23 protein-coding genes are annotated in these 26824 nt (G+C 63.3%); 14 read left to right on the forward strand and 9 right to left on the reverse strand.

The genetic code is table 11. The features are described from left to right. The first annotated feature begins 104 nt into the window (after positions 1-104). A complete protein-coding gene (locus PLAV_RS17095) occupies positions 105-1889 on the forward strand; it encodes a hypothetical protein (RefSeq protein WP_012112299.1) in 1785 nt (594 codons plus the stop codon). Positions 1890-2080: 191 nt separating this feature from the next. Here PLAV_RS17095 and PLAV_RS17100 read toward each other — a convergent pair whose 3' ends face one another. The 3 genes from PLAV_RS17100 to PLAV_RS17110 all read right to left on the reverse strand — a co-directional run bounded on the left by PLAV_RS17100 (position 2081) and on the right by PLAV_RS17110 (position 6143). After that, the gene (locus PLAV_RS17100) at positions 2081-2314 is read right to left on the reverse strand and encodes a hypothetical protein (protein ID WP_049767825.1); all 234 of its coding nucleotides are present in this window, start codon (positions 2312-2314) and stop codon (positions 2081-2083) included. A 457-nt stretch (positions 2315-2771) separates the two neighbouring features. After that, complete coding sequence (locus tag PLAV_RS17105) at positions 2772-3566, reverse strand: universal stress protein (protein WP_012112301.1); 795 nt, start codon at positions 3564-3566, stop codon at positions 2772-2774. 147 nt (positions 3567-3713) lie between these two features. Beyond that, a complete protein-coding gene (locus PLAV_RS17110; RefSeq protein WP_012112302.1) occupies positions 3714-6143 on the reverse strand; it encodes a heavy metal translocating P-type ATPase in 2430 nt (809 codons plus the stop codon). A 200-nt stretch (positions 6144-6343) separates the two neighbouring features. Between PLAV_RS17110 and PLAV_RS17115 the strand changes: the two genes are divergently transcribed. Beyond that, the gene (locus PLAV_RS17115) at positions 6344-7372 is read left to right on the forward strand and encodes an IS1595-like element ISPla1 family transposase (protein WP_012110165.1); all 1029 of its coding nucleotides are present in this window, start codon (positions 6344-6346) and stop codon (positions 7370-7372) included. Between the two features lie 112 nt (positions 7373-7484). On the opposite strand, the gene PLAV_RS17120 is transcribed toward PLAV_RS17115, so the two are convergent. The 5 genes from PLAV_RS17120 to PLAV_RS17140 form a co-directional block, all read right to left on the reverse strand. Further along, positions 7485-10667: an efflux RND transporter permease subunit gene (locus tag PLAV_RS17120; protein WP_012112303.1), complete on the reverse strand. Its 3183-nt coding sequence runs from the start codon at positions 10665-10667 to the stop codon at positions 7485-7487. A gap of 11 nt (positions 10668-10678) precedes the next feature. Further along, positions 10679-11785 carry an efflux RND transporter periplasmic adaptor subunit gene (locus PLAV_RS17125; protein WP_012112304.1) on the reverse strand — a complete coding sequence of 369 codons (1107 nt, stop codon included), beginning with the start codon at positions 11783-11785 and terminating at the stop codon, positions 10679-10681. Then, the gene (locus PLAV_RS17130; protein WP_083762629.1) at positions 11782-13071 is read right to left on the reverse strand and encodes a TolC family protein; all 1290 of its coding nucleotides are present in this window, start codon (positions 13069-13071) and stop codon (positions 11782-11784) included. The genes PLAV_RS17125 and PLAV_RS17130 overlap by 4 nt, the downstream gene beginning before the upstream one ends. 55 nt (positions 13072-13126) lie before the next feature. Then, positions 13127-13444 (reverse strand): hypothetical protein, encoded by a 318-nt coding sequence (locus tag PLAV_RS17135; protein WP_012112306.1) that lies wholly within the window; start codon positions 13442-13444, stop codon positions 13127-13129. Between the two features lie 122 nt (positions 13445-13566). Further along, positions 13567-13977, reverse strand: a complete 411-nt coding sequence (locus PLAV_RS17140) for a MerR family transcriptional regulator (RefSeq protein WP_012112307.1) — start codon at positions 13975-13977, stop codon at positions 13567-13569. Between the two features lie 66 nt (positions 13978-14043). Between PLAV_RS17140 and PLAV_RS17145 the strand changes: the two genes are divergently transcribed. From PLAV_RS17145 to PLAV_RS17200, 12 genes are all read left to right on the forward strand, one after another. After that, positions 14044-14301, forward strand: coding sequence for a heavy-metal-associated domain-containing protein (locus PLAV_RS17145; RefSeq protein WP_012112308.1), 258 nt, complete (start codon positions 14044-14046; stop codon positions 14299-14301). An 811-nt stretch (positions 14302-15112) separates the two neighbouring features. After that, positions 15113-15859 (forward strand): hypothetical protein, encoded by a 747-nt coding sequence (locus tag PLAV_RS17150; RefSeq protein ID WP_012112309.1) that lies wholly within the window; start codon positions 15113-15115, stop codon positions 15857-15859. A gap of 118 nt (positions 15860-15977) precedes the next feature. Further along, on the forward strand, positions 15978-16190 hold the full coding sequence (locus tag PLAV_RS17155) for an AlpA family transcriptional regulator (protein ID WP_012112310.1): 213 nt from the start codon (positions 15978-15980) through the stop codon (positions 16188-16190). Positions 16191-16232: 42 nt separating this feature from the next. Then, on the forward strand, positions 16233-17108 hold the full coding sequence (locus tag PLAV_RS17160; protein WP_012112311.1) for a ParA family protein: 876 nt from the start codon (positions 16233-16235) through the stop codon (positions 17106-17108). Beyond that, on the forward strand, positions 17092-17352 hold the full coding sequence (locus tag PLAV_RS17165; protein ID WP_012112312.1) for a hypothetical protein: 261 nt from the start codon (positions 17092-17094) through the stop codon (positions 17350-17352). Before PLAV_RS17160 ends, PLAV_RS17165 begins: the two co-directional genes overlap by 17 nt. After that, positions 17345-19009: a ParB family protein gene (locus PLAV_RS17170; RefSeq protein ID WP_012112313.1), complete on the forward strand. Its 1665-nt coding sequence runs from the start codon at positions 17345-17347 to the stop codon at positions 19007-19009. The genes PLAV_RS17165 and PLAV_RS17170 overlap by 8 nt, the downstream gene beginning before the upstream one ends. Before the next feature lie 15 nt (positions 19010-19024). Continuing rightward, the gene (locus PLAV_RS17175; protein WP_012112314.1) at positions 19025-19585 is read left to right on the forward strand and encodes a DUF2857 domain-containing protein; all 561 of its coding nucleotides are present in this window, start codon (positions 19025-19027) and stop codon (positions 19583-19585) included. A 3-nt stretch (positions 19586-19588) separates the two neighbouring features. Beyond that, a complete protein-coding gene (locus PLAV_RS17180) occupies positions 19589-20839 on the forward strand; it encodes an STY4528 family pathogenicity island replication protein (protein WP_012112315.1) in 1251 nt (416 codons plus the stop codon). Between the two features lie 331 nt (positions 20840-21170). Next, positions 21171-21959, forward strand: coding sequence for a PFL_4669 family integrating conjugative element protein (locus PLAV_RS17185; protein ID WP_012112316.1), 789 nt, complete (start codon positions 21171-21173; stop codon positions 21957-21959). Then, entirely contained in the window at positions 21956-22483 is a 528-nt protein-coding gene (locus PLAV_RS17190) for a DUF3158 family protein (protein WP_003098978.1), read from the forward strand. The genes PLAV_RS17185 and PLAV_RS17190 overlap by 4 nt, the downstream gene beginning before the upstream one ends. A gap of 73 nt (positions 22484-22556) precedes the next feature. Beyond that, a complete protein-coding gene (locus PLAV_RS17195; RefSeq protein ID WP_003098976.1) occupies positions 22557-22997 on the forward strand; it encodes a single-stranded DNA-binding protein in 441 nt (146 codons plus the stop codon). 283 nt (positions 22998-23280) lie between these two features. Further along, the gene (locus PLAV_RS17200; protein WP_003116834.1) at positions 23281-25311 is read left to right on the forward strand and encodes a DNA topoisomerase III; all 2031 of its coding nucleotides are present in this window, start codon (positions 23281-23283) and stop codon (positions 25309-25311) included. Positions 25312-26034: 723 nt separating this feature from the next. On the opposite strand, the gene PLAV_RS17205 is transcribed toward PLAV_RS17200, so the two are convergent. Continuing rightward, positions 26035-26670, reverse strand: a complete 636-nt coding sequence (locus PLAV_RS17205) for a cation efflux transmembrane domain-containing protein (RefSeq protein WP_003098972.1) — start codon at positions 26668-26670, stop codon at positions 26035-26037. Positions 26671-26824: the final 154 nt, after the last annotated feature.

Consider the following 26824-nt stretch of genomic DNA (forward strand, 5'->3'; position numbering starts at 1 on the left):
ACTTCAAAAGGGCGCTCCTCGGGGCCAGCCCCTAAGCTAAATGTTGATTCGACGGAGCGCCGACAGTAACCTGTCGGCGTTTCCTGTTTTGAATCGGGGGCTTAGTGTCCGAGGGCGAGTCGATACCGGCGGCAAATGCCCCGAAGAAATCTTCGAGAGCGCAAACGCGCCGCCTCCCTCGCAATGTAGGGGTGTTTTCGGTCAATTTCTGCCGCAACGCGCAATGCCGGCTGTTCGGCATTGCGCCGGACCCGTATCGGCGCACCGGCCAAAGCCCGTCTCCCGGAAATCAGCCTCACGGGAAGATTACAGGCGCGGGCGATGACCGCTCGTTCTTCTGCCCGGCTTGCGGTCTTGCCCACGCGATCAAATCAAATCACGCGATAGCGGAAGAGTATTCCCGCCTCTCGGACCTGTATAGGAGAACAAAACGGGAAACCTGTCCGAATGCCGTCTGCGGCAATCATCGGCTCCCGATAGGCCTGATGCCGTCCGCCTACAGACTGTTCGGGAAGACCGCGAAGGGCGATGCCCGCTATCAATGCAAGGCCTGTCGCAAGACCTTTTCCATCGGGCTTCCCACCAGGCGGCACAAGAAGACGGACAAGACGGGCGCCATCATGCGCGGGCTGGTGAACAAGATGGCCATGAGCCGGCTATGCGAAACAGCGCAGGTCACCTTTCCGCACATCCATTCCAAGATAGATTTCCTCTTCAACCAATGCCTGGCCTTCGCCGGAGAGCGGGAAGCGCGGCTTCACCAGTGCTTCGACGGCAAGGAGCCCTTCTTCTCGACCGACGCCCAGACAATCCTTGTGAACTGGCCGATCAAGAACCGGCGAGGAACAGTCCCGCTCCTTCACATGGCGACCGTTCACAAATCATCGCAGTTCGTGGTGGCGGCAACCATCGATTACGACCCGGATGTCGACCCGGACGAGCTGGAGAAGGCCATGGACGCCGCGGGCGACTTCGCCAGGCCCCGGTCGATGCGCCGGTTCGCGCGCCTCTGGCCAGCGAGCGAATACCGGGCATCGGTCGTGAAACGCTTGCCGCACATCTTCACGAGGGAAGACCTGGCTGCTGGCGGCAAATACGAACTGCCCGGCCGGGGCTCGCGTGTGCGGGGCGACATCTTCCACTACGCCCATATGATGCTCGTCAGGAAGCTGGTCGGACGCTCGTATCGCGTTGCGAATTTCTGCGTCGATGCGGAATCGGGACTTGCAAATGCAATCGCGGCGCTTTTGGTCGATGAGGTGAAAGCCGGCAAGGTCAATATCGCGGAGATTTCATTCTCGAAAGGCCTGACCAACGATGAGCGGGCGGCACTGGCGGTTGAAGGCCGCAAGCGCTACCGCGAGGAGCTGAAGCGCTTCGCGGCCGAGATTGCGCAAATCCAGGTCGAGTATCCCGATATCGAAGACGAGGAAGCGCTTGCGGTCCACATCCTTCGCCTCACCTGCGGCCCGGGTCCGCAACCGGCGCGCGGCAAGATGCTGGCGACAATTGGCCTGGACTGGCCATATCATTCCAAGGCGGAGCCGGAAAAGACCATCCGGCTGAAAACGGATATCGGCCTGATGGACTGGGACGGACTCGCGAAGTTCATGACGCGCGCAAGCATCCATCCGGTCGACGCCTATTTCAACCTTGCCCGCCGCCGCATCGCGGGCTTCGAGCGCGGCCTTCCCACGGCCTCGAACAGGCAGCGCATCTGGCACGCCTACAGCTTCTACAATCCCGAGATGGTGCCCAAGCTTGCGACGATCCTGCGCTTCTATCACAACTACATGCTGCCGCGAGGCAAAGAGAAAGCGACGCCGGCGATGAAGCTCGGGTTGGCGAGAGGCATTGTCTATGAACGCGATCTGTTCGGTTTTGGATAACAGGTGCGATAAGCACTACCCGGTTGATCAGGGCTCGGGCACTATGCTGCCGCCGGTCTATCGCAGGTTTGAATCTTCCATTCTCCTCGCGGTGACAGGTGCTCGATTCACTGTGGGAGGGAATATATCGTGTCGGCGCTGTCGAGTGTTGGCTATGGGGTGCCTCGCAACCTGGTTTTTATAGGAGAGGATTAGAGGAACTCAAAGACTGCGACGGCGAGAAATACGACACCAGCGCCTCCTTCGAGCGATCGCGTCGCCCGGTCAATAAGCACAGGCTGTTCCGCAATAAATGTCAGAAGGTCTTGCTGCGCAAAAATACTTGCCCATGCGACGAAGCACAGGGTCACGACCACGTCGATCATCATGATGGCGGCGAAGGCGAGCCCCGCTCCGGGCGTCTCGCAGGATACCGAATACGTCATGACGAAGAGAGTGAGCGAACAGGGAACGAGGCCGGCAATCGCTCCGACGGCGATCCTCCTGCCGCAGGGGCAACCGGGTCGAAGCGCAGGTCGCCCGCTACCAGTTCGTTTCAACTTTTTCCGGCTTCGCACTTAAATCTAAGGCTCCAGACGAAATATGTCCGGAACCGGAGATTTAGCGCGGAACTGGAAGAAGGTAGTGGTGCGAAACGACAATCGGAAAACGGCCTTGCCTGTCGATATCGCCGGGGTCTTCCAGACCGTTCATCCGAATTCCATTGATGAAAGCGAAGAGCCCACAATGCCGGGGTAGTGGCTGCTTGAGAGACAGGACCCTCAGCCTGCTGCCAATCTTTCAATGAGCCAGAATAATCGGAGGCCCGCGCGAAGTTTGGCGATTCCGTCGGGCCAATTCCTTGTTTGCCCGCCTTGTAGGCGTTTTTCGGCACCGAGGGGATTAACGGGCCATAAACCAGGACAGATCGGACGTCTTGAGCAATTCTCTGGTCACGCCGCCCAAAACGCGCTGGGCAAGGGGACCGCGACTGTAAATTCCGGCGACAATCATGTCCGCGTTCTCCCGCTGTGCATGGCCGATGAGCTCGGCGCAGACGTCTTGCTCCGAATGCGAAAGGTGCAGGTGGCTTGCCGTCACATCATGCCGGCATAGATGTTCGGCAACCGCTTCGAGTTGTGCAACGGTTGTCTCGTTTCCAACCCCGACGACGGTCACCTTGTCAGCGCGCTTCAGGATAGGCAATGCGTCATGTAAAGCGCGACGTGCCTGCGGGCACCCTTTCCACGCCACAAGAACGCTGGAAAAGCGACCTGTCACTGAGGCGGAGCCTAGTCGTAAAACGGGCGCGCCAGATCCTAGCGCGAGATTTGCCGGCTCGGGCGCAACGTTACCATGGCCTTCGGCTGCGCTCGTGATCAGGAGATCGGCGGTCAAGAGATGCTCACCCAACACTGTGGTCGGATCACCGACTCCCGAACACCATTCAACGTTAATCGACGTATCCTCGAAAACGCGATCGAAGGCGGCGCGCGTGACGTATAGCGCCTCCTGCATCTGCCTCTCGGCGATGAGCCTGTTCCCGGCAAGCACATCTGCGGCAGTTGTGACCGGCCAAGCATAAGCGACGACGAACAGCCTTGCGTCAAATGCGATGGCCATTTCACGCGCCAGTTCAAGCGTCCGCGGAATGTCGTTTCTGGGGCAAGCATCAACGACAATGTCACGAAAACTCATGGAATTGACTCCTGTGCCAAAGTTTTTCTTGCCCGAAGATTCCCATGTTCCGACACGCATCAGTATGGAAATCTGTGTAACGGTCCCGCATTCTCGCTTCAGGCTTGGCATGCGTGTGGCCTGTCTCTGATCAGTGGTCGCTCAGCCTCATACTTCTTTCCGGTATGCGAGCAGCCTCAGCGCATTGAACACAACGAGCAGCGTCGATCCCTCATGGACAGCGACAGCGGCACCGATGCCAAGGCCCATGATCGTCAACGGAACTAGCAGCGCAACCACGCCGAGGCTCACGATCACATTCTGCAGGACCACGGCCCGTGCGGTCCGGCTCAGCCCCACCGCAAAAGGAAGATGAGAGAGATCATCGGCCATGAGCGCCACGTCCGCTGTCTCCAGGGCAACGTCGGAGCCGGCCGCGCCCATGGCGATGCCGACCGTCGCTGTCGCCATGGCGGGCGCGTCATTGACGCCATCGCCAACCATGGCGACTTTGCCTTCGGATCGGAGCTTCTTGATCGCCTCGACCTTGTCCTGCGGCATCAGATCGCCCCATGCCTCGTCTATGCCAACCTGACCGGCAATGGCCTCGGCAACCTTTTGATGGTCGCCAGATATCATGATCAGCCGCTTGATGCCGAGTTCGTGAAGGCGGGCGAGCGCGATCTTCGCGGCCTCGCGCGGCGTATCCATCAGCCCGATGGCGCCGATGTCGCGGTCGCCGCGCCGGACCACCATTGTCGTTCGGCCCCCCTCACGCAGCCTCGCGATAGTCTTCTGCATGGCATCCGACAGTGGCGCGATGCCCTCGGCCCCGAACATTTCCGCCTTGCCGATCAACACAGTTTCGCCACCGACGCGCGCCGACACACCACGTCCGGTCAGGCTGTCGAGGCCGTCCGCCTCCGGCACCGGCTTGCCGCCCAGCCGCTCGCGTCCATCCCGCGCAATGGCGCGGGCGAGCGGATGGTCGCTGAGGCTTTCCACGGCAACCGCGACCGCCAGCAATTCATTTTCGGTCACGCCATGAGCCGGCACGATATCGGTGATCCGCGGGGTTCCGGACGTCAGCGTGCCGGTCTTGTCGAAGGCAATCGCGGTCAGGGATCCCAGATTTTCCAGCGGAGCGCCGCCCTTGACCAGCACACCGCCGCGCGCGGCCCGCGCGACGCCGGAGAGAACCGCGCTCGGGGTTGCGATCGCAAGCGCGCAGGGGCTGGCGGCGACCAGAACCGCCATGGCGCGATAAAAGGTGTCGCGGAACGGTTCGTCGATCACCAGTCCGGCGAACAGTAAAATGACCGCCAACGCCAGTACCACCGGCACGAAGATATGCTCGAATTTGTCGGTGAAGCGCTGCGTCGGCGATTTTTGGGTCTCGGCCTCGCTGACCATCTTCACGACCTTTGCGAGGGTCGTGTCGGAAGACTTGCGCGTAACTTCGATCTCGATAGCGCCATTGCCGTTGATGGTGCCCGCGAAGACGCGGTGGGCCGCATTGACCTTGTCGGGATTGGCCCGCGCCGCGTCCGCATCGCTCACCGGCCGCTTGTCCACGGGGATGCTTTCGCCGGTGACCGGCGCCTGATTGACGCTGCTGACGCCCTTGATCAGGAAACCGTCAGCGGGTAGCCGCAAATCCGGCTTGACGATCACGATGTCGCCGACGGCGAGATCCTCTACCGGTACCTCTCGCAATTCGCCGTCGCGCCGTACCAGTGCGGTCCTTGGCGCGAGCTTCGCCAGAGCCTCGATTGCCTGCTTCGCGCGTCCCATGGCGTAGTGCTCAAGGGCATGACCAAGGCTGAACAGGAACAACAGCAGAGCCCCCTCCGCCCAGGCACCAAGGACAGCGGCGCCGGCCGCCGCCACCAGCATCAGGGTGTCGATCTCAAACTTCTTCAGGCGCAGGTTCTCTATCGCCTCACGCAAGGTGAAGAGACCGCCAAAGAAATAGGCACCGAGATAACAGGCGAAGGGTAGCCAGGCCGGGACCGTCAGAAGCTTCCCGATGAGATAGCCCCCGGCGAGCAGAGCACCACAAAGCAAGGAAAAGATCAGCTCGGTGTTCGCTCCGAATGCGCCGCCTTCGTGATCATGACCGGCATGCTCATCCGCCCGGGAATCCCTTTCCGGCCTTGCGCCGCCGGTTTGCAACTTGTCGAGTTTGCCCTTGAGTGTCGCCTCGGATGTGGCTGATCTATCGAACTCCACGCGCACGGTGCCGGTGGCGCTCGCTTCAGCCTCTATCACGCCGTCGAGCGTTCTCAGCCGTTCGGCAATGGACCGCGCTCGCCGCTGGTGCGGAATATCAAGCTGCCAGACCGCGTGCCCATACCGTTCCGAGATCCTGGCGCCCGCGGCGGCGATCAGGTCGCGGATACGCGGCAGCGGCAGGATGTCAGGATCGTAATGTATGCAAAGCCGCGCCGGTTCGCCGTCCACGCCCGCCACGACATGCGCGTCTTCCACTCCTTCCTTCCCCGCAATCTGCTCAATCAGGATCTGGACGCAGGCGTCGGCGGCGGTGTTGACCTCCGGCAACAGGATCGGAATGTCCAGGCGAAGTTTCTCGGTCATGCTTGCCTATCCTCTTGCCAGCGCGGGTTCGGGTTCTTAGAAGCAGGTCCAATGTGATTCAATCGACCATTGTTGATCCAGACGAGCCAGGCGATTGATTTTCTTTGGCGCAATTCTACTTAAGTGTGGATGAGCGCCAGAATGTATTGTTTTAGAAAGGTTTGGGCCATAGCGTTGTCTCTCCGCTTACGGAGGGGCCCATGGACGCCGTCCGGTTCGAACGCCTGAAGGCGCGAGTTGCGAGAGAACTGACGCCCGAGCAGTGCGTCGAGCTCGGGGAGGTGGTCCAGGCCGCCGCCGCATCGCGGCTGGCCGATGTCGCGCTTGCGCGCCGTTCGGCGGCCGTGAGCAGCCGACGCGGATGTCCGCATTGCGGTCATGACGACATCGTGAAACACGGCCGCGATCGCGGAGGCAGGCAGCGATTTCGCTGCCGCCGGAGCGGCTCATCCGGCTGCGGCCAAACCTTCAACGCCCTCACCGGCACCGCCTTCACCCGTATGCGCAAGCCGGAGAAGTGGGCTGCCTACGCCCGCATGATGGCCACCGGCTTCAAGTCGGTCGACGACGTGAAGACGAGCGGGCTTGGCATCTCGCGGCTGACCGCCTGGCGCTGGCGTCATCGCCTCTTGCGCGCCCAGGCGCTGCGGCAGGCCGAACGGGTGGGAGGCGTCATCGAGGCCGATGAAACCTACTTTTTGAGTTCCTACAAGGGACACCGGGGCTGGCAGAACGGGAATCCGCCGGAGAACCGCCCGCCGCGCTACCGCGGAGGCCCGGCCATCAACAGGGGACTCTCCAGCGAGCAAATCCCCGTGCTCACGGCGCTCGACAACGCCGGCGGCATCATCGAGGAAGTGCTGCCAAACCGCGCCGCCATCGCTCCCGCGCTTCAGGGGCGTATCGCGCCGGGCTCCGTTCTCTGCTCCGACGGGCACAAGGCCTATGTCAGCGCAGCGGTGAAAGCGGGCTCGGAACATCGCCGCATCATGACCCCGAAGAAGACGCAGGCAACGAAGGCCGTTGGCGGAAAACCTCGCCGCCCCGGACGGCTCGGGCTCGGTCATGTGAATGCCCATCACGAGCGCACGAAGACCTTCGTCAACCGGCAGGTGCGCGGCGTCTCGACCCGGCATCTTCCGTTCTATCTCGGCTGGCTTCGGGCGCTCCGGAGGCCCGACTTCTCGCCGGAGGCCCTCATCGATGAGGCGTTATCCACACTTAAGTAGAATTGCGCCTTTTCTTTTCATTCCGGATCCTCGGAGAAGCGTCGAAAGATGCCCCCCGGCCGGGACACGGAAGCCCGGCCGGGGGTGCCGCCATCGGGTCCGCACGGACCCGTCAGGCTGCTCGTTCTTCTTCGTCCCGCGCATGGGCGAGGCGGTAGATCGCGGGCAGCACGAGCAGCGTGAGGATGGTGGAGGACAGGATGCCGCCGATCACCACCGTGGCGAGCGGGCGCTGCACCTCCGCGCCCGCGCTTGTCGCCAGCGCCATAGGCACGAAGCCGAGCGAGGCAACGAGCGCCGTCATCAGCACCGGGCGGAGCCGCGTCATGGCCCCCTGCCGGATCGCTTCATCGAGGGGAAGACCCCGCGCCCGCAGGTTCTTGATGAAGCTGATGATGACGAGGCCGTTCAGCACCGCGACGCCCGAGAGCGCGATGAAGCCGACGCCTGCCGAGATCGAGAGCGGCATGCCCCGAAGCGCCAGCGCCGCGAGCCCGCCCGTGAGCGCGAGCGGTACGCCCGAGAAAACGAGCAGCGCGTCCCTCGCCGTGCCGAGGCTCGCGAAGAGCAAAGCGAAGATCAGCACCAGCGCTGCGGGCACGACGATGGAAAGCCGCTTCGCCGCCGAGACGAGCTGCTCGAACTGCCCGCCCCATTCGAACCAGTAGCCGGGCGGCAATTGCACCTGCGCCGCCACGGCAGCCCGCGCCTCGTCCACGAAGGAGCCGAGGTCGCGCTCGCGGATATTGGCCGTCACCGTGATCCGCCGCTTGCCGTTCTCGCGGCTGATCTGGTTCGGTCCGGGCGCGAGGGCGATCTCCGCCACCTCGCGGAGCGGTACGACGCGCGGCATGCCTTCGCCGAAGGGTGAATAGGAGGCAGGCGCGAAACGGTCCTCCGCTTCATGTGCCGGCGGTAGCGGAATCGGCAGTTCCCGCAGGCGGTCCATATCCTGCCGGAGTGTCTCAGGCAGGCGCACGAAAACGGGCGTACGCCAATCTCCTTCATAAAAGGTACCTGCCCGCGCGCCGCCTATCGCCGCCTGCACGACCGTCTGTATCTCCGCGACGGAGAGCCCGAAGCGGGCCGCCACATCGCGCTTCACCTCGATGGAGAGGACGGGAAGCCCCTCCACCTGCTCCACCTGCACGTCGGTCGCGCCTTCGATCCGTTGAACGATAGCGGCCACCTCGTTCGCAGAGGCGAGGAGCTTGTCCATATCGTCGCCGAATATCTTGATGCCGACATCCGAACGGACGCCCGAGATGAGCTCGTTGAAGCGGAGCTCGATGGGCTGCGAGACCTCGTAATTCGCTCCCGGTATGGCGGCGAGCTTCTCGTCTATCTCCTGCAGAAGCTCGGCTTTCCGCTTGCGCGGGTTCGGCCAGGAGGAGCGCGGTTCGATCATCACATAGGCGTCCGAGATGCTGGGCGGCATAGGGTCGGTTGCAACTTCCGCCGTGCCCGTCCTTGCGAAGACCTCCCGCACTTCGGGAAGCTCGATCAGTGCCCTTTCGACCTGTTTCTGCATCTCCACCGATTGCGTAAGGCTCGTGCCCGGCATGCGGAGCACCTGCACCGCAACGTCGCCCTCGTCGAGCCTCGGGATGAACTCGGTGCCGAAGCGCGTCGCGCCGAGCGCGGCCACGAGCACGAGCGCCGCCGCCGCGATGGCGATTGTCTTCTGACGGCCAAGCGCGAAGCGAAGTGCTGGCTGGTAACCCTTCTGCGCCCAGCGCATGATGAGGCTCTCCTTCTCCTCCACATCGCCGCGCACGAAAATGGCGATGGCCGCCGGAACGAAAGTGACCGCCAGCGCCATTGCCCCGAGAAGCGCGAGGACGACCGTGACCGCCATAGGCGTGAACATTTTTCCTTCCACGCCGGTCAATGTGAGGATCGGCAGATAGACGACCGTGATGATGAAGGAGCCGAACATGGCCGGCGTTATCACCTCGCGCGTCGCGTCCACCACCACAGCGAAGCGTTCGTCGAGGCCGAGTGTGCGCCCCAGATGCTTCCGTTCTTCGGAAAGACGTCTCAAGCAATTCTCTGTGATGATGACGGCGCCATCCACGATCAGGCCGAAGTCGATGGCGCCGAGGCTCATCAGGTTGGCGCTGATGCGGTACTCCACCATGCCCGTCACCGCGATCAGCATGGAAAGCGGAATGACAGCGGCGGTGATGAGCGCCGCCCGGATACTTCGCAACAGCATGAAAAGGACAACGATGACGAGCACCGCGCCTTCCACGAGATTGTTACGGACGGTGGCGATGGTCTTCTGGACGAGATCGGTGCGGTCGTAGAGCGTTTCGATTGTCACGCCGTCGGGCAGGTTTCGCTCGATCTGCTTCAGCTTGCCGCGAACGGCGCTTGCCACTTCGCGGCTGTTCTCGCCCATCAGCATCACAGCGGTGCCGAGAACGGTTTCCTCGCCGTCATGCGTCGCCGCGCCGGTGCGGAGCTCCTTGCCGAAGGTCACTTCCGCGACATCGTGGATATAGATTGGCCTGCCATTATGCGTGCCGAGCAGCACCTCGCCGAACTCCGCCGCATCGCCAAGCTGGCCCGGCAGGCGGATCAGATATTGCTCTCCGTTCCGCTCGATATAGCCCGCGCCCTGATTGACGTTGTTGTCCTCGAGCGCCTTCGCGACATCGGCGAAGGAGAGATTGAAGGAGGTGAGCCGGTAAGGGTCGGGCACGACATGGATCTGCCGCTCATAACCGCCGATGGCATTTACCTCGACCACGCCCGGAACGGTGCGCAGTTGCGGACGCACCATCCAGTCATGGATCGCGCGCAGGTCCGAGAGCGTATAGGGCACGCCTTCAGCATTGCGCGCATCCGGAGCGGCCTCCATGCGGTACATGTAGATTTCGCCGAGGCCGGTCGAAACCGGGCCCATGGCCGTTTCGACGTCGGGCGGCAACTCGCCGGAAACGGCCTGAATACGTTCGCCAATCAACTGCCGCGCGCGGTAGATGTCCGTGCCGTCCACGAAGACGACCGTGACCTGCGACAGGCCGTAGCGCGAAAGCGAGCGCGTGTAGTCGAGGCCGGGCAGGCCGCCCATCGCCGTTTCCAGCGGAAAGGTGATGCGCTGCTCCACCTCGACGGGAGAATAGCCGGGCGCGGAGGTGTTGATCTGCACCTGGACATTGGTGATGTCCGGCACGGCGTCGATCGGCAGGCGCGTGAAATTATAGGCGCCGAAGCCCGCGACGAAGGCGACCGTCAGCAGCACCAGCCAGCGGTGCCTGACGCAGAAGGAGACGATTGCAGGTATCATGTTTCATCTCCTCAATGCGAATGCGCGGCGGCGTTCTTGCCCGCCTCGGCCTTGAGGAGGAAGGCATTGCCCGCGACATAGGATGCGCCTGCATCGAGCCCTTCGAGGATTTCGATGCGGACGCCGTCGCTCCGGCCGGTCTTCACCGGCGCCCGCTCGAAGGAGCCTTCCTCGCCCGGCACATAGACGAATGCCGCCGCACCGTCATGGAGGATCGCCTCGCGCTTCACCGTCACCGGCGCCGCTAAGGGTTCCTGCATCACCGAGGCCGTAACAAAAAGTCCGGGCTGAAGATGGCCCTCCGGGTTCGCGACCGTCGCGCGGGCGAGTACGCTCTGCGTGTCCTGCGCGGCGATAGGCGACACATAGGAAATCACCGCCTCGACCTCGCCGCCGCCATTCTCCGATGGAAAAACGACACGCTGTCCCTCGCGGATGAGGCCGGCATCGTGGCGATGAACCTGAAGATCGAGCCAGACGGTCGAAAGATCGGCGACGACCATCAGCGGATCGTCCGTTCCCGCGAACTGGCCGGGCACGACATTTCCGAGGATGACGCGCCCGGAAACGGAAGCGATGAGCGGATAGGCGCGCAGGCTCTCGTTGCTTTCAATGGTCGCCAGAATGTCTCCCCGCTCCACGCGGTCGCCAAGGCGCTTGTTCACACCGATCACGATCCCCGGAAAGCGCGGCACGACATGGACAAGCCTGTCGAGATCGGGCCTGACGATACCGAAAAGATTGAGCGAGGGGCGGAGCATGCCCGGCCCCGCCTCGGCGATTTCCAGCCGTGCGTTGCCGATCTGCGCAGGCGTCAGCGTTACATGACCATCTTCATGCTCGTCATGCTCGTCGTCATGGCTGTGCCCGTGGCCGCTCTCGTCATGTCCATCCTCTTCGTCGTGGCCGTGACCGTCATGGGCGTCCTCGCCATGAGCGTCGTGCTCCTCTTCGCTTTCACTCCCATCACGATGGTCGTGATGTTCCTCCACGGCCTTGTCGCCGCCATGGTCATGATCGCGGTCGCCCTGTGCCAGGGCGGGCGATATGGCGAGGGCGACAGCCAGGCCCGAAGCGAGCAACCGGCGCGCCAGGATTTCCGTCTTGATCGTTTTCATTGTGCATCTCCTTCGGCCGCTTCTTCCTTGCCGGAAAGGCCGGTCAGAATTTCGATGGAGGCCAGCGCATTACGGCAGGCGAGAAGGGCCTCCGTTTCCTGCATCCGGCTGTCGGCGCTGGTCTGCAGCGCATCGAGAAGATCGAGTACGCCAAAACGGCCCGCGAGATAGCCTTCGCGGATTGCGGCGGATGTTTTTGCCGATGTGGGGACGACCGATCTGCCAAGCCGCTCCGCTTCACGGCAACGGCTGCTGTAGGTCTGATGCGACTGTTGCAATTCGCGGGCGAGTTCCACCCTCGTTCGCCGCGCATCGAGATCGGCTTGCACGACGCGGCTCGATGCGGCGTCGATATTGCCCTGATTGCGGTCGAAGACGGAGATAGGAATGGAGACGGAGAAGAGGAACGCGCTTTCGTCCGTTCCTGCGAAATGGCGGGCGCCTGCGCCCAGCGTCACATCCGGATAGGCATTCGACTTTTCCAGGTCGAAGGCCGCGCGGCGCACACTCACGGTCTGTTGTCCGCCCAGCACCGCCGGATGGCTGTCGAGCATGGCTTCGAGTTCGTCGAGGCCGGGAAGCGGCGTTGCCGGAACGGCGAAAGCGCCCTCGGCGCGTAACGGACGATAGGCGCTCTCCGACCAGAGGGCGAGCAGTGTTTGCTGTGCCGTGCGCAACTCGGCCTGTTTCGTCCCCGCCCTGATCTCGGCGAGATCGAGTGCGAGCAATCCGCGATTGAGATCGGCTTCTGAAGAAGCTCCCCGTTCGAAGCGCTGACGCAGCGCCGGCACGAGGCCGCGGACCCGCTCCGCCGCGGCCGAAGTCGTTTCCGCTTCTTGCTGTGCGGCAAGCAATCCGTTGAAGGCATGCGTTACCGCCTCGCGCAGGCGGCGCTCCACAACATCTCTTTCTGCGGCGGCGACCGCTTCCGAAAGGCGGGAGAGACGCTTCCTGTTTTCGCGCTTGCCGCCCGTTTCGATACGCTGCGTGAGGCCGAGCGTGACATCCGCCTCCTCCGTGCCGCGATAGAGGCCGGAGCCGAGCACATTCTCGACTTCGAGGCCGAGTTCGGGATTGGGCGGAAGCCCCGCTTGCCGCGCTTCTGCGGTTCGTTCACCGATTGCCTCGAAAGCGATGCGCGCCTGCGTGTTCTGCGACAGCGCGATGGCGATGGCTTCGTCGAGCGTTACCGATGCCGTGTCCGACGCGAACACCGGCATCGCGAGTCCCGCCGACAGAAAAATGCCGGACAGGGCTCTCCGCCAAGGGCGGAATGAACCTTTCATGGATCACCTGTAGATAAAAGACATCGGGCGTCCCCGGACGGGAACGCGTTCAGGCTCAGGCGATCGCTATTTCTGGAGGGGGACCTTCGGGATAAAGCAGCCGGCTTGCAGCACTTTCGTCACCGGAAACGGGAACATGGCTCGTCGCGAGCGTCACCAGGAACTCGCTTCGGGGCACAAGCACGACATGCTGGAGAATGTGGCAGACATCGCAGATCGAGCCGGAAGTGGAATCCGCAGCGCGCTCCGTTCCTGTCGCATGAACGATGGCCTCGTTCGCCTCACCATAGAACGAGTCGGCGGATGCGCCAGCGGACAGGCACCCCCACAAAAGGCTGACGACAATGAGCTGGGCGAGGAAACGGGACATCATGCGATACTGACCAATTCTCGCGAAATTTCAACCCGTTCAGCCGAACGTTGCGAAAAGCCACATATGGAACCCGGGAGCGCGTTATCAACCTGAATGCGTGAAGGACATACCGGTGTGGGAGACTACGAGCCTGCTGTTGATAGCGACTCGATGATTCTGCAGTCGGCAACTATCCCGCATTCGCACCGATCTATAATCCTGTCGAGTTCACCCTTGAGCGCGATAAGGTCGCTTATCTTTCTCTCGACCTCGTTTCGACGTTCCCTGGCAACTGCATCGACGGCCGCACAGGACTGGCTGCGGTCGTCGGCGAGCATCAATAGCGTCCTGACCTGGTCGAGCGAGAAGCCGAGGTCGCGGGCACGCCTGATGAAGCTCAACCGGTCGAGATGTTCCTGTTCATAGGCACGATAATTGCCGTCGGTGCGCGAAGGTTCCGGCAAGAGACCGTTCTTCTCATAGAAGCGGATCGTCTCGACTTTGGTGCCCGTCTGCCGCGCCAGATGGCCGATTGTCAGGATTTCCCGGTTCATCGCTTGACCCTGTAGTTACTACAGGGTCTATCTAGTGCGTCACATCGAGTTTGTCGAGGTGACATCATGGCGGCGACACGCCCCTACAAGCTGTATATCGACGGCATGGATTGCGCCGCCTGCGCATTGAAAATCGAAAAGGCGATGTACCACCTGCCCGGCGTGAGCGATGTCGATGTCAGCCATGCAAACGGAACGCTTGCGCTGCAACTGGATGAGGATCGTACCGCATCGTTCCTCATAGAGGAGAGAGTTCGATCGCTTGGCTACATCCCATTGGCCGGTCATGTGGAGCCGGAAACGAGACAGGCACTAGGGCGCTAAATCCTTGTTTCCCAATCACATTCTTCGCCGCCGTGAGCAGCGAAGGCCTGAATTATAGCCTTGTTCTTCGCCCTCGGCAACAAAACTCATCCAACAACTTCCATCAGCGTCCAAGGACTGCCATTTCATCCCCTGACAACCGACGCAGAATACACGGCTACCAGAGGCCCGCCCCTGCAACGCCGCTCGACACTCAGGTCTCCTTGCGTCAGGAATGGCATCAGCATCGAACGTTGAGACCGCGCTTGGTTTGATGCCGTGCGCACCACAGCCCAAGGCTGTTCGTGATGAAGGCCAAGCGGCGAGCAAGGAAAGATGGGGCGCATGTTCACATCACCTGGTCAGCTGGCGACCGTGTGGGAGCGGCGCGCAACAGCCTCAAACTGGCCACAGCCCAGGATCGCTGGATGCTATGTCGATATATCAGGATGCCAGAACAAGCATCACACGCGCGGTTTTCTCTGCGTCCCTCTGGACGTTGAGCAACGACTGCGCCCCAGCGCGACTTGTGAAACCGTAGGGATATCAGACCATAGCGAATCGGTCTTGATACGCCTGACGCACCCCATGACGCTGGCACCGTGAGCGCCATTGTCGAGCGTGCTTCTTCCTTGTTACTCGACGGGCCGGCAACTGGTCGATTCTTGCACATTGAGCAAGAGAGGGCCACCTGTGGCGGATGCCATGATCTCGTCCGCCCACGTTCCGGGGCATTCGTCCCTGGCATCCGCCACAGGCATAACGACACAACAGCCCTTGGCAGGGCGAGAAAGGAGCCGGTGATGTAGCGCTTCCGAAAGGAGACGAAAACATGCACAAGGAGCCACCATTATCAAAGGTGTTCTATCGTCCCATCGAAGCTGCCATACGGTGGGCTGGGTTGTTGCGGTACAAGGCGTCGATCCTCGCCTCGATCGCATCACCGCGGTGCCTGCCGCAGACATTGGACTGCCCGCGATGGAACGAGTGTCGGCTGTACTCGGAACGCATCTACGACGGCATCCTCAACTCGGAACTGCCCTTTGGCAAGAACGGGATCACGCTCAATGACCCAGAGTTGGTGAGTTCACCCGATCTGACCATCCGCCACGTCGATCTGAAACGCTGGATGCGCACTCACTATCCTGAGCATCGACCCGGATTCCTGTTCAGCCGCAGCGAGCGCATGGCGCATCCCTCCATCACCCTGGAAACAGGACAGGCAATCCTGCTGGAACGGCAGGCTCTGCAGGCCGCGCTGGACCATAGCCGGCGTGAGATGCGCAAACTTCAAGCGCAACACGAAGCCTTGCTCAAGCAGTCCGCGGTGCTGTTGGCATCCAAGCAGTGCGCGATCAGTGATCGAGCGGAGACCACGTACCTGAACATCATCGGTGGCATGCTGACGCTGATGCTGGGTCAATCCCCATCGGGTGTGCCGTACTCCAGCTTCAAGACGCAGGAGGCAATCGTCACCGCATTGCTCGCCCACTATGGCGGCACCATGGGCATCACGGAGCGAACCTTGAACGGCAAGTTCGCCAACGCCAGGAAGAATGTGCGTAGCGCAGCCGCGTGAATTCTTCCATCTTGTATGTGCAGTCTCGGAGATTGCATTTGCAATGTCTTTTTGCAGCCATGTCTATTGAATAGAGGTCACGCCAACAAACGCCACTGAGCGTTCAGGAGTGACCGCCATGTCGCAAGTACCTGTACTGCCACCGCACGAGCGCCGCATCCTGCGGCTCGATGAAGTTGAAGCGAAGTCCGGCTTCAAACGCGCCCACATCTACAACCTGATGAAGAAGCGCCAGTTTCCACAGGCGTTGCGCCTTGGCGTGCGCGCGGTGGGCTGGGATTCGGTCGAGATCGATCAGTGGATCGCCGAACGCCTTAACAACCGCACCTGACTCGCTCCCCCTCGGACTTCCCATCGCCAAACGGAGAGCGCCATGCAGGTCGTATCCATCATTTCAACGAAAGGTGGCGTCGGCAAGACGACCACGGCCGCCAACCTCGGCGGGCTCGCCGCGGACGCGGGGCTGCGCGTGCTGCTGCTCGATCTCGACGTGCAGCCCACCTTGTCCTCCTACTACGATCTGGCTCACCGCGCGCCCGGCGGCATCTATGAGCTGCTGGCGTTCAACGAGCGCGGTCTCGACCAGCTCGTGTCCCGCACCATCATCGCGGGCCTGGACCTGGTGCTCTCGAACGACCACCGGGGTGAACTGAACACCTTGCTGCTGCACGCGCCAGACGGGCGCCTGCGGTTGCGCCACCTGCTGCCGGCGCTGGCGCCGCTCTATGACCTGGTGCTAATCGACACCCAAGGCGCGCGCTCGGTGCTGTTGGAGATGGCGGTGCTCGCCTCCGGCCTGGCGCTGTCACCCGTGACCCCGGAAATCCTTGCGGCCCGCGAACTGCGGCGCGGCACCATGCAGTTGCTGGAGGACATCGCGCCGTATCGGCACCTTGGCATCGAACCGCCACCGCTGCACCTACTCATCAATCGTGTCCACCCCGTGTCCGCCAACGCACGCATGATCCAGCAGGCGCTGCACGACCTATTTCAGGATCACACGGGCATCCGCGTGCTGGGCACCGACGTGCCGGCCATCGAAGCCTATCCGCGCGCTGCAACCCGCGGCATGCCGGTGCATCGCGTCGAGTATCGACAGCCACCAGGCAGAGTTGCGCCCGCTGCGCTCGACACCATGCGCACGCTCGCCGGCGAACTGTTCCCGCAGTGGCAAGACAGATTCGCCCGCGTGTCCGGCCGTCCTCCACGTTCTATTGAAACCGGGAGGTCCCGTGGCGAGCGCACATGAACTGTCCCGTGGCCACAAGCGACTGCGCGCCCTGATCGAGTTTGCGGTGAGCGAAGGCTGGCACGTCAAACGTACTCGGGGTGGACACCTCAAATTCACCAAGACCGGCTGCGCCGCCATCTACACCAGCTCGACAGCGAGCGATTACCGGGCAGACCTCAATGCCCGTGCGCAGATCCGCCGAGCCGAGCGCGAGGCCCGCATGGCCCGGCCCGCCAACGCCGAGGGATGCGGCCATGGCTGAGATGACCTCCCAGGACATGGCCGGCAAGCTGCTTGCCGCCGGGTTCGAGCGCAGTGGGCCATCGGCCACGGCTTTGAGTGACCCCATCGCCGACACGCCGATGGTCGTGACGCTGGACCAGTTGCGGCCCTACGACCACGATCCCCGCAAAAAGCGCAACTCGGCCTACGATGAAATCAAGGCCTCCATCCGCGAGCGCGGCCTGGATGCGGCGCCAGCCATCACACGCCGTCCTGGCGAGGCGCACTACATCATCCGCAACGGCGGCAACACCAGGCTGGCGATCCTGCGCGAACTCTGGACAGAAACGAAGGACGAGCGCTTCTTCCGCATATCGTGCCTGTTCCGGCCGTGGCCTGCGCGCGGGGAGATCGTCGCGCTGACCGGGCACCTCGCCGAGAACGAACTGCGTGGCGGCTTGACGTTCATCGAGCGCGCCCTCGGCGTCGAGAAGGCGCGCGAGTTCTATGAAGCGGAAAGCAGCACGACCTTGAGCCAGTCCGAGCTGGCCCGTCGCTTGGGCGCCGACGGCTTCCCCGTGCAGCAGTCACACATCAGCCGCATGGCCGATGCGGTGCGCTACCTGCTGCCTGCGATCCCGACCGTGCTGTATGGTGGCCTCGGTCGCCACCAGGTCGAGCGGCTGTCGGTCATGCGCAAGGCCAGTGAGCGCACGTGGGAGCACTATGCCAAGGGCCGCTCCCTGCCGCTCGACTTCGACAGTTTCTTCCAAGAAGTGCTGTCGCAGTTCGATACCCAGGCCGACGAGTTCTCGCCGCAGCGTGTGCAGGACGAGTTGATCGGTCAGATGTCCGAGCTGCTGGGCATCGACTACGACGTGCTTGCCCTGGACCTGACCGAATCCGAGAGCCGCCACCGCGCCCTGGTCAGCGACCCAACCCCGCCATCGGCGCCGCCGGCATTGCCTGAGCCTGGGGCCATCGCACGGCCGCCGATTGAACCGGCACCGTCCCCCGCCACAGCAGCACATTCTGCAGGCCACTCTGCCGCCGCGCCGACAAGGCCCCAGGACGATGCGGCCCCGCGTGAGGCATCCGCAGCCACCCCTGCGGCAGCGGCTGGCGATCTACTTGACGAGCACATCGTCTCTCCGGCACCCACGACGCAGCGGCTCCAGTCCATCCAGCGCATGGTCGCCGACCAGTTGGGCGATGCGCTTCCGCCCGACTTCTCGGCCAACGTGCTGCAGTCGATTCCCGTGCAGGCCGGTGGCCTCTATCCCATCTCGGACATCTGGCATATCGACCCAGGTCTCGACGCACCCGGCCGCCTGCGCGTCCACATCGCGCAGTTCGCGCGCGAGATCGCGGGCGAGGTCGACCTGGACGCGTGTGTCGAGGATCGTTCAGATGGCATCGGGTTCGCGTGTCGTGCCCCGACCCAGGTTTCGTCGCCGCTCGCACGTGCCGTGCTCGCGCTGCTGGTTTCCCTGGCCGGTCAGCAGTCGGCCGACGTGGGCTTGGACGGCGGGCACTTCGTCACCGACCTGCCAGCGCTGTTGCACGGCCAAGGCCAACGTCATGCCGACGGGGCCCGGCGATTGAGCGACACCGCGCTGGTCAAGCTGTTTCGTCTGCTGCGGCTGGCCCGGCGCCTGCTGGATCTGGAAGCCGGCGCTCTCGGTCCTGGGACCTGAGCGAGGGAGGCCCGCATGTCCGCACCTAACCCACTCAACCAGGCCGTCATCGCGCAGGCGCTCTACGATCTGCGCAACGGGCAACTGCGCCGCTGCAAGGCGATGGGATTCGGTGAGGAAGAATTGGATGCGCTCAAGCATCCGGCGCTGATCAGCGTACTGGCCAATGCCAGCGTCTCGTGGTGCTCTGTCTCGGTGAACCGGGAAGTGCTCCGGCGATTGCTCAAACAGGCGCAGGACGTGGAGAAGGAGATCGCCACCGTCGATCGCATGTTGCGCCTGGGGGCCAGTACGGAAATGGCGAGCCGTTTTTATGGGCTGACGCACCAGGAAGTCGCGCTACGGCGTGAAGTTCTCGGCCTGCCCAAACGCAAGGGGCGCCATCCGGTTCTGGACGAGGAGCAGGACACCGAGCTGTGGCGACGCTGGAAGGCCGTGACCAGCAGCAGGAATGTCGAGCTGGAGGATGAGACCTCGGTTCTTGATGCGGCAATGGACCTCGCCGAAGGCATGGAACTGCCGCTGTCGGTGGTCTGGGCTGCGATCAAGAACTGGATCGATCAGGGATTGGGTTGAGTCATGGCCGTGGACGACGCTGCACCACGAGCACCACGCCAAGGCCCGGTCGCCCTCGCTGATCTGTTCGACAGCGCGCTGAAAGACCTTGCACCGAAACCTCGCCCGCCCGCGTCCGCGCCAGCTCCCGCATCCGCAACATCTCCTGTCTCCGCAACCGGCGACGGTTTTCTGTTCAGCGGCAATCGGCACGAGAGCGTGCCGCGACGGCTGTTCCTGGACCGACGCCTGACGCCGCTGGAACGCAATGCCTGGCAAGTCTTTCGGATGATGCTCAACGAGGATGGGGTCACGGCGTTTCCGACGTATGAGCAACTTCGCCCGTGGCTCGCGTCAATGCCCTGCGCCGGACAGGCCTCTCACGAGACCGTGGCACGGGCGCTGACGCTGTTGCGCCTGACTCGCTGGTTGAGTCTCGTGCGCCGCAGGCGTGACCCCAAGACCGGGCGCATCCTCGGCAACCTCTACGTCCTGCACGATGAGCCCCTGACGCCTTTCGAGGCGATGCAGCTCGACCCGGACTACTTGGAGCTCGTCAGCCAAGCCCTGGGCCATTCGGCCAAGGCCGTCCAGGTCGTGGGCTTGCACACCCTCAAGGAAATCGCCGAAGACCCGTTGTTGTCTGGCCGCACGTTGCCCTCGCGGCTGCAGGTCCTTGCCGAACGCCTCGCGAGCCAGGGCATTGGGTCGCAGGAGAGTTATCCACAGAAGGATAGGGTTCACGATTCCGAAGAAGGGGCGCCGAGCCTTCTTCGGAATTCTGATGACCCCTCTTCGGATTCCGAAGCAGGGCCGAAACCCGCGTCAGACGGCGCTCTTCGGAATCCGAAGCAGGACCGTACTGTACGTAGTAGTCGTATGAATGAAGTACGTACTACCGCGCGTGAGCGTGGGCAGGCGCGTGCGATGCCAGGAGTTCGCCTGCCTGATCGCTTTCTCGGCTTGAAGGAAGAGCAGCAGGCCGCCGCCATCGTGGCATTGCAGCAGGTCGATGCTCCGCTACGCCAGGCCGTGCTGGACGAATGGGCGGATCGCTGTCGCGGCAGCACCATCCGCAACCCGGCAGGCTACCTGTTCGGCATCATCCAGCGCGCCATCCGTGGCGAGTTCAACGCCTGGGCCAAGCAAGCCGGGTCAGCACCGCCACCTGCCCCTGCACGAGATGCACCGCCTGAACCACCGCGCAATGTGGTTCCACCCGAGGTGGCCCGGCAGCACATTGACCGGCTGCGCGACCTTCTGCGCAGTAGCTGAGCGCGACGAGCGACAAGGGCGTGAAGCAGACGTCGATGGCCGTCAGTAGAGCTATCCCCAGGGGATAGATGTACTACAAGCTGTAACGCCGACAGGCACGGCATGGCACTTCGGTCCAGGGGGGCCGTAATGGCGTCGGTTGCATGAGCGCACGCACCATTTGCGCGAGCAGCGCTCCATGGCTTTCGATGGAGCTATCCCCTGGGGATAGCTCGTGTCACAGGCCACCGCTGCCACGACAACCGGGTCCCGGTTCATTTCGGTTTGTTGACTGACTGCCTTCCGTTGCGTGCCGATCCTGACCGCTCCTTTTCCCAAGCGAGCGGACGCCATGGCAACCAACGAACCTCTGCAACTCAATCTCGGCTCTTTGCGCAGCGCGATGTCGCTGACGCTTCACACCCACCACGCCTCGCGCATCTGGCATGGCCGCGCCGCCGCCGAGGGGCGACCCGGCATCGTCGGCCTGAACGGCTACATCGCCGTGATGAACAAGATGAAGCGCGGCTCGGAGCAGGACGACCCGTACAGCGACTGGTGGATGTTGCGCATCGAGGAAAAGCTCGACCAGACCAGGACCACGTTGCAATCGCTGCGCGAGCAGGTTGACCAGGCACTGGCCGGCGTGCCTGCGGCGTTGAGCCTGGGTGAGAACCTCAACGTGCAGCCGGTGAAGCTCCCCTTGTTCGTGAACGCGCAGCTCGGCTTTGCCGCCGTCTATCTGCTGGCCGACTACGACGACATCGCCCGCAAGCTGATCCTCGCCCACCACACCGCGCTGATCGATCGCTCGACGTTGGAGCGCTGGCTCAACGAAGGTGCCCACGCGCTGCGCAGCCTGTTCAGCCTGGCCCAGCAATACCGCTACTCGGGCTGCACCCGCGACGACTTCGCGGCCAAGAACGCCGCAGCTCGGGCAGCATTGGAGAAGTTCGGCGAACTGCCGCAGGACGTGCTCGAAGGCATGCGCCGCTCGAAGTTTGCGCCGCCCGTCGTGCGCCGTGGTCTGCAACAGCGTGGTGATAGCGCTGCCGCAGCCGCATCTCCCACCGACGAAGGCGCTGCCGCCGATTCGGCCGAGGCCAAGTCCACAGCCGCCGGCGAGGACGAACCGGCATGAGCGACCCGAACCGCGAACCGCGCTACTTCCGTCGTCTGGAACAGCCAGCCTTCATGCGGCTGGAACACGCGGCCTCTCTAAAAGGCCTTTTAAAGCCTTTTAAAGGTAAAGGGGACTTCGAGGCCTGGGCCAGCCAGTGCTTCGCCATGCGCGACGAGTTGATTGCCCTGGCGCAGCGACAGGTGCTGCCACAGGCGTGCGGGCATCCCTTCCACCTGCTTCCCGTCGAGCTGGCCCAGCAGACCACTGGCGCAGGCACGACCTTTCTTCGCTGGCGCAAGCACGATCGATCGGCCATGGGCGTGGCGTTGTGGCAGGAGCTGATGGCGAGCCCCAGCACGCCGGTCAACCTGCTGCACGACCTGCACGAGATCGAACTGCAGCGCGTCATGCTGAACATGCAGATCAGCCTGCTGCACACCCTGGGCAGGCAAGCACAGGAATGCGCCAGCAAGGCCGCGCAGGCGGACAACACCTACCTGCGCCGGCTCGCGTCCGTTCCTGCCGCAGTGCGCGATCGGTGATTGCGCCTGCCATCCGAGCACGCGCCCGAGCCCAACGAGGCACGGGTATTTCAACCACCACGGAGATTCCAACATGAGCACACAATTCATCGGCGAGGGCAACATCGGATCGCCTCCCGAGTACCGCGAATTCCCCAATGGCAACGACGATCCTCGCCGGTTGCTCCGGCTGAACGTGTACTTCGACAACCCCGTCCCCACCAAGGGCGGCGAGTTCGAGGACCGCGGCGGCTTCTGGGCGCCGGTGGAACTCTGGCACCACGACGCCGACCGCTGGCAGCAGCTCTACCAGAAGGGCATGCGGGTGCTGGTCGTCGGCCGCATGGAGCGCGACCCCTGGACGGACAACGAAGATCAGCCGCGTGAGACTTGGCAGGTCAACGCGCGCAGTGTCGGCATCCTGCCGTACCGCATCGAGTCTGTGGCCCTCAGCCCGAAGCCACAGGAGGCAGAGCCGAAGCCCCAGGCCACCCAGGAATCGACGGCGCCGAAAGAGACCAAGCGCAGGAAGTGATCGGGCATGGAGGGCGGCTGCCGCAGTGCTTCGCCGCCCTCCATGCGCTGCGAATTATCCCCAGGGGATAGCTCCACCAACGTCCACCGAGTTCCACGCGCGCTCCCGGAAATCGCGGCTCTCGGCCCGCACACTTCCGGCCACGCACCTTCCCCGCACTCGCCATTTCATCGGCGTGAAAGCGGTCGCTGCCGCATGCGGCTTGTTTGCTGCTGCCAGGGGCTGCGCTCGGCATCCTCGATCCCAGCAACTCCATGAACAACAGGAATCGGGATGGACGGATATGCGGCTGTTCTTGTGCGAGAAGCCCTCCCAGGGCAAAGACATTGGCCGGATTCTCGGCGCCACGCAGCGCGGTGAAGGCTGCCTCAACGGTTCCGGCGTCACGGTCACCTGGTGCATCGGCCATCTCGTGGAGGCGGCGCCGCCCGAGGCCTACGACGAGCAGCTCAAACGATGGTCCGTTGAGCAGTTGCCCATCATTCCCCAGCACTGGCGGGTCGAGGTCAAACCGAAGACCGCCACGCAATTCAAGGTCGTCAAGGCGCTCTTGGCGAAGGCGACTCACCTGGTTATCGCCACCGATGCCGACCGCGAGGGCGAATTGATCGCCCGCGAGATCGTGGAGCTTTGCGGCTACCGCGGCCCCATCGAACGCCTGTGGCTGTCGGCGCTCAACGATGCGTCCATTCGGGCGGCACTGGGCAAGCTGCGGCCTTCGGCCGAGACGCTTTCGATGTACCACTCGGCGCTGGCGCGCTCCCGTGCGGATTGGCTCGTGGGCATGAACCTGAGCCGGCTGTTCACGGTGCTGGGGCGACAGGCGGGTTACGACGGCGTGCTGTCGGTCGGCCGCGTACAGACCCCGACGCTCAAGCTCGTTGTGGACCGCGACCGCGAGATCGCGCGCTTCGTGTCCGTACCATACTGGGCCATCGCCGTGTCCCTGTTCGCAGGCGGTTCGACTTTCGCCGCGCAATGGGTTCCACCCGATGCGTGCACCGACGACGCAGGCCGCTGCCTGCGGCAGCCGGTCGCACAGCAGACCATGCAGCAGATCCGCGCTGCGGGCAGTGCCCACGTCGTGTCGGTGGAGACTGAGCGTGTCCGCGAAGGCCCGCCGCTGCCGTTCGACCTGGGCACCTTGCAGGAAGTGTGTTCCAAGCAGCTTGGGCTGGACGTGCAGGAAACCTTGGAGATTGCCCAAGCCCTGTACGAGACGCACAAGGCCACGACGTACCCCCGCTCGGACTCCGGCTACCTGCCCGAGAGCATGTTTGCCGAAGTGCCCACCGTTCTCGACAGCCTGCTCAAGACCGATCCCTCGCTGCGCTCGATCATGGGCCAGCTCGACCGCTCGCAGCGCTCGCGCGCCTGGAACGATGGCAAGGTCACGGCGCACCACGGCATCATCCCGACGCTCGAACCGGCGAAGCTCTCCGCCATGAGCGAGAAGGAACTGGCCGTGTACAGGCTCATCCGGTCGCATTACCTGGCGCAGTTCCTCCCTCACCACGAGTTCGACCGCACTGTGGCCAAGTTTTCGTGCGGGGGGCAGAACCTGGCGGCCACGGGCAAGCAGGTTGTCATCCCGGGTTGGCGCCAGGTGCTCGCCGAGCCGCAGGCCGAAGACGGTGATGGCGAGGGCGATACTGCGGTCCGCGCCCAGGTGCTGCCCGCGCTGCCGAAACTGTATGAGGGCCTGGCATGCCAGGTGGCCGACGTCGATCTCAAGGCACTCAAGACGCTGCCGCCCAAACCGTACACGCAAGGCGAGTTGGTCAAGTCCATGAAAGGCGTCGCCAAGCTGGTGTCCGATCCCCGCCTGAAGCAGAAGCTCAAGGATACGGTTGGCATCGGCACCGAAGCGACGCGGGCCAACATCATCGGCGGCCTGATCGCTCGCGGCTACCTCGTGAAGAAGGGGCGCGCCATCCGCGCCTCGGATGCGGCTTTCACTTTGATCGATGCCGTGCCTGCGGCGATTGCCGACCCTGGCACCACCGCCGTCTGGGAACAGGCGCTCGACATGATCGAGGCCGGACAGCTCACCCTGGACGTGTTCATCGGCAAGCAGGCCGCGTGGATTTCGCAGTTGATTGCGCAGTACGGCAGCGCCTCCCTGTCCATCAAGGTTCCCCAAGGGCCGGCATGCCCGCAGTGCGGCGCACCCACGCGCCAGCGCAGCGGCAAGAGCGGCCCGTTCTGGTCGTGCAGCCGCTACCCGGACTGCAAAGGCACGCTGCCAGTCGAATCCGGCAGCTCCAAGCGCGGCGCCTCGCGCCCGCGCCGTAGCGGCCGCAAAGGCTCCTGACCGCCCCCGTTCCCCGTGAGCCGTGCCCGCCTTCGGCGGCGTGGCCCCTGTCCCGCACTCCGCCGCATGCCCTGCGGGACGCCCAGCGCGCAACGCCTTCTTGATCCGTGTGCGCGTCCCGCCCAGCCGTCCCCGGCCGCGGGACCTGAAGGTAGCTTCTCTGCGAGCCGCACCACGCGCGTTCTGTTGATCTGCGTTTCTTCCGCCCTCTGCGAAGGGTCTCCCGGTGGCTTGCCAGGCTGCACGAGCCACCGGGAGACCCTTCGTGGTCAGCGGTAATCGGTGCCGGTGCCCGCCGGTGCAAAAACGGGCTCCCTTTGTGCGCGGATGTGCGCCAGACGATGCCGGCCCCAGCCACGACATGGGCCGGGTGTGATTGCTTGATGAGCAGACGGTTCTAGCGACGACCGGGCCTGCCAATCAGCCCACGGGTGGTTCCTCTTTTCTCCCGAGCCGAAGGCCGTTGGGCCTTCGGCGCCATTCTCCTGCCCATCAACGTCCCGGCCCGGCCATTGGCCTGGGCCACACGAACAGGAGAGACGACATGCACCCTCAACCTTGCGCACCGCTGCTGTACGGCAGACGGAGGTCGAGAACGGCATGCCCGCCTATCGCGCGGCCATCGCCAATGGTACGCTCGGCTGCAGCCGAGGCCGTAGCCCAAAGGCTGGACTACCTCTTTTGCAGAGGTAAACCTCGGGATGAACTGGGCGAAAACATGCCTTATGTGCCCGCCTTACGGCGAGCTGTTTCCGATGCTTCGCGCAGGATTTCCCGCCCCCCATTCGCTGCGATTGCGGCCACGATGACGCCCAGCACCAGATCCGGGATGTTCGACCCGAACCCCATCACCAGCACCCCGGACAGCACAATCGCACCATTGACGATGGAGTCGTTGCTGGTAAAGATCGCTGACGCCTTGAAGTTCACATCTTCCCCGCGATGGCGGCGCAGTAGTCTGAGGCACACTAGGTTCAAAGCCGCGTTCAGCGCGGCCATGGCCATCATGGCTGGGCCGACAGGCTCTTCCCCTCCAGCGAAGCGGCGTAGGACTTCCAACAGCAGCAGCGCGGCCAGGCCGATTAGCAAGAAACCCGACAAGCGGGCCGCGCCCACCTTGACCGTTGCCGCACGACCGACGGCATACAGGCTAACCGCATAGACCGACGCATCGGCGAGGTTGTCCAACCCGGCGCCCATCAGCGCCGTAGAGCCAGCCCAGATGCCAAGGGCAATGCCGGCGGCGGACTGCGTCAGGTTGATCAGCAACACAGTCAGAAGAATCTTTCGGTCCTTCGCATCGCTCGCATCTAGGCGGCCCAACTCGTCGTTTTCGTGATTTCTGTGGTTTTCAGCCATGCATTGTTCCTTCCAAATCGATGGATGCTGAAGCCTGTAGCGGCTGGAGAGTCAAGGCGCAGATGCAACGAACTTGCCACAGGGTCTTCCCGGACGCCCTTGACTCTACCGTAGCTAGAAGGTTTTCCAATCCAGTCAGAGCTTTAGGACAGAA

The organism is Parvibaculum lavamentivorans DS-1, assembly GCF_000017565.1.
GTDB classification, from domain to species: Bacteria; Pseudomonadota; Alphaproteobacteria; order Parvibaculales; family Parvibaculaceae; genus Parvibaculum; species Parvibaculum lavamentivorans.

Coding starts and splice junctions, on each gene's coding strand:
- PLAV_RS17180 (WP_012112315.1), top strand. CDS start 19,589: ATGGCCGTGGACGACGCTGCACCACGAGCACCACGCCAAGGCCCGGTC.
- PLAV_RS17160 (WP_012112311.1), top strand. CDS start 16,233: ATGCAGGTCGTATCCATCATTTCAACGAAAGGTGGCGTCGGCAAGACG.
- PLAV_RS17105 (WP_012112301.1), bottom strand. CDS start 3,566: ATGAGTTTTCGTGACATTGTCGTTGATGCTTGCCCCAGAAACGACATT.
- PLAV_RS17120 (WP_012112303.1), bottom strand. CDS start 10,667: ATGATACCTGCAATCGTCTCCTTCTGCGTCAGGCACCGCTGGCTGGTG.
- PLAV_RS17135 (WP_012112306.1), bottom strand. CDS start 13,444: ATGATGTCCCGTTTCCTCGCCCAGCTCATTGTCGTCAGCCTTTTGTGG.
- PLAV_RS17195 (WP_003098976.1), top strand. CDS start 22,557: ATGAGCACACAATTCATCGGCGAGGGCAACATCGGATCGCCTCCCGAG.
- PLAV_RS17110 (WP_012112302.1), bottom strand. CDS start 6,143: ATGACCGAGAAACTTCGCCTGGACATTCCGATCCTGTTGCCGGAGGTC.
- PLAV_RS17100 (WP_049767825.1), bottom strand. CDS start 2,314: ATGACGTATTCGGTATCCTGCGAGACGCCCGGAGCGGGGCTCGCCTTC.
- PLAV_RS17190 (WP_003098978.1), top strand. CDS start 21,956: ATGAGCGACCCGAACCGCGAACCGCGCTACTTCCGTCGTCTGGAACAG.
- PLAV_RS17115 (WP_012110165.1), top strand. CDS start 6,344: ATGGACGCCGTCCGGTTCGAACGCCTGAAGGCGCGAGTTGCGAGAGAA.
- PLAV_RS17170 (WP_012112313.1), top strand. CDS start 17,345: ATGGCTGAGATGACCTCCCAGGACATGGCCGGCAAGCTGCTTGCCGCC.
- PLAV_RS17205 (WP_003098972.1), bottom strand. CDS start 26,670: ATGGCTGAAAACCACAGAAATCACGAAAACGACGAGTTGGGCCGCCTA.
- PLAV_RS17130 (WP_083762629.1), bottom strand. CDS start 13,071: ATGAAAGGTTCATTCCGCCCTTGGCGGAGAGCCCTGTCCGGCATTTTT.
- PLAV_RS17175 (WP_012112314.1), top strand. CDS start 19,025: ATGTCCGCACCTAACCCACTCAACCAGGCCGTCATCGCGCAGGCGCTC.
- PLAV_RS17125 (WP_012112304.1), bottom strand. CDS start 11,785: ATGAAAACGATCAAGACGGAAATCCTGGCGCGCCGGTTGCTCGCTTCG.
- PLAV_RS17185 (WP_012112316.1), top strand. CDS start 21,171: ATGGCAACCAACGAACCTCTGCAACTCAATCTCGGCTCTTTGCGCAGC.
- PLAV_RS17140 (WP_012112307.1), bottom strand. CDS start 13,977: ATGAACCGGGAAATCCTGACAATCGGCCATCTGGCGCGGCAGACGGGC.
- PLAV_RS17200 (WP_003116834.1), top strand. CDS start 23,281: ATGCGGCTGTTCTTGTGCGAGAAGCCCTCCCAGGGCAAAGACATTGGC.
- PLAV_RS17155 (WP_012112310.1), top strand. CDS start 15,978: ATGTCGCAAGTACCTGTACTGCCACCGCACGAGCGCCGCATCCTGCGG.
- PLAV_RS17145 (WP_012112308.1), top strand. CDS start 14,044: ATGGCGGCGACACGCCCCTACAAGCTGTATATCGACGGCATGGATTGC.
- PLAV_RS17150 (WP_012112309.1), top strand. CDS start 15,113: ATGCACAAGGAGCCACCATTATCAAAGGTGTTCTATCGTCCCATCGAA.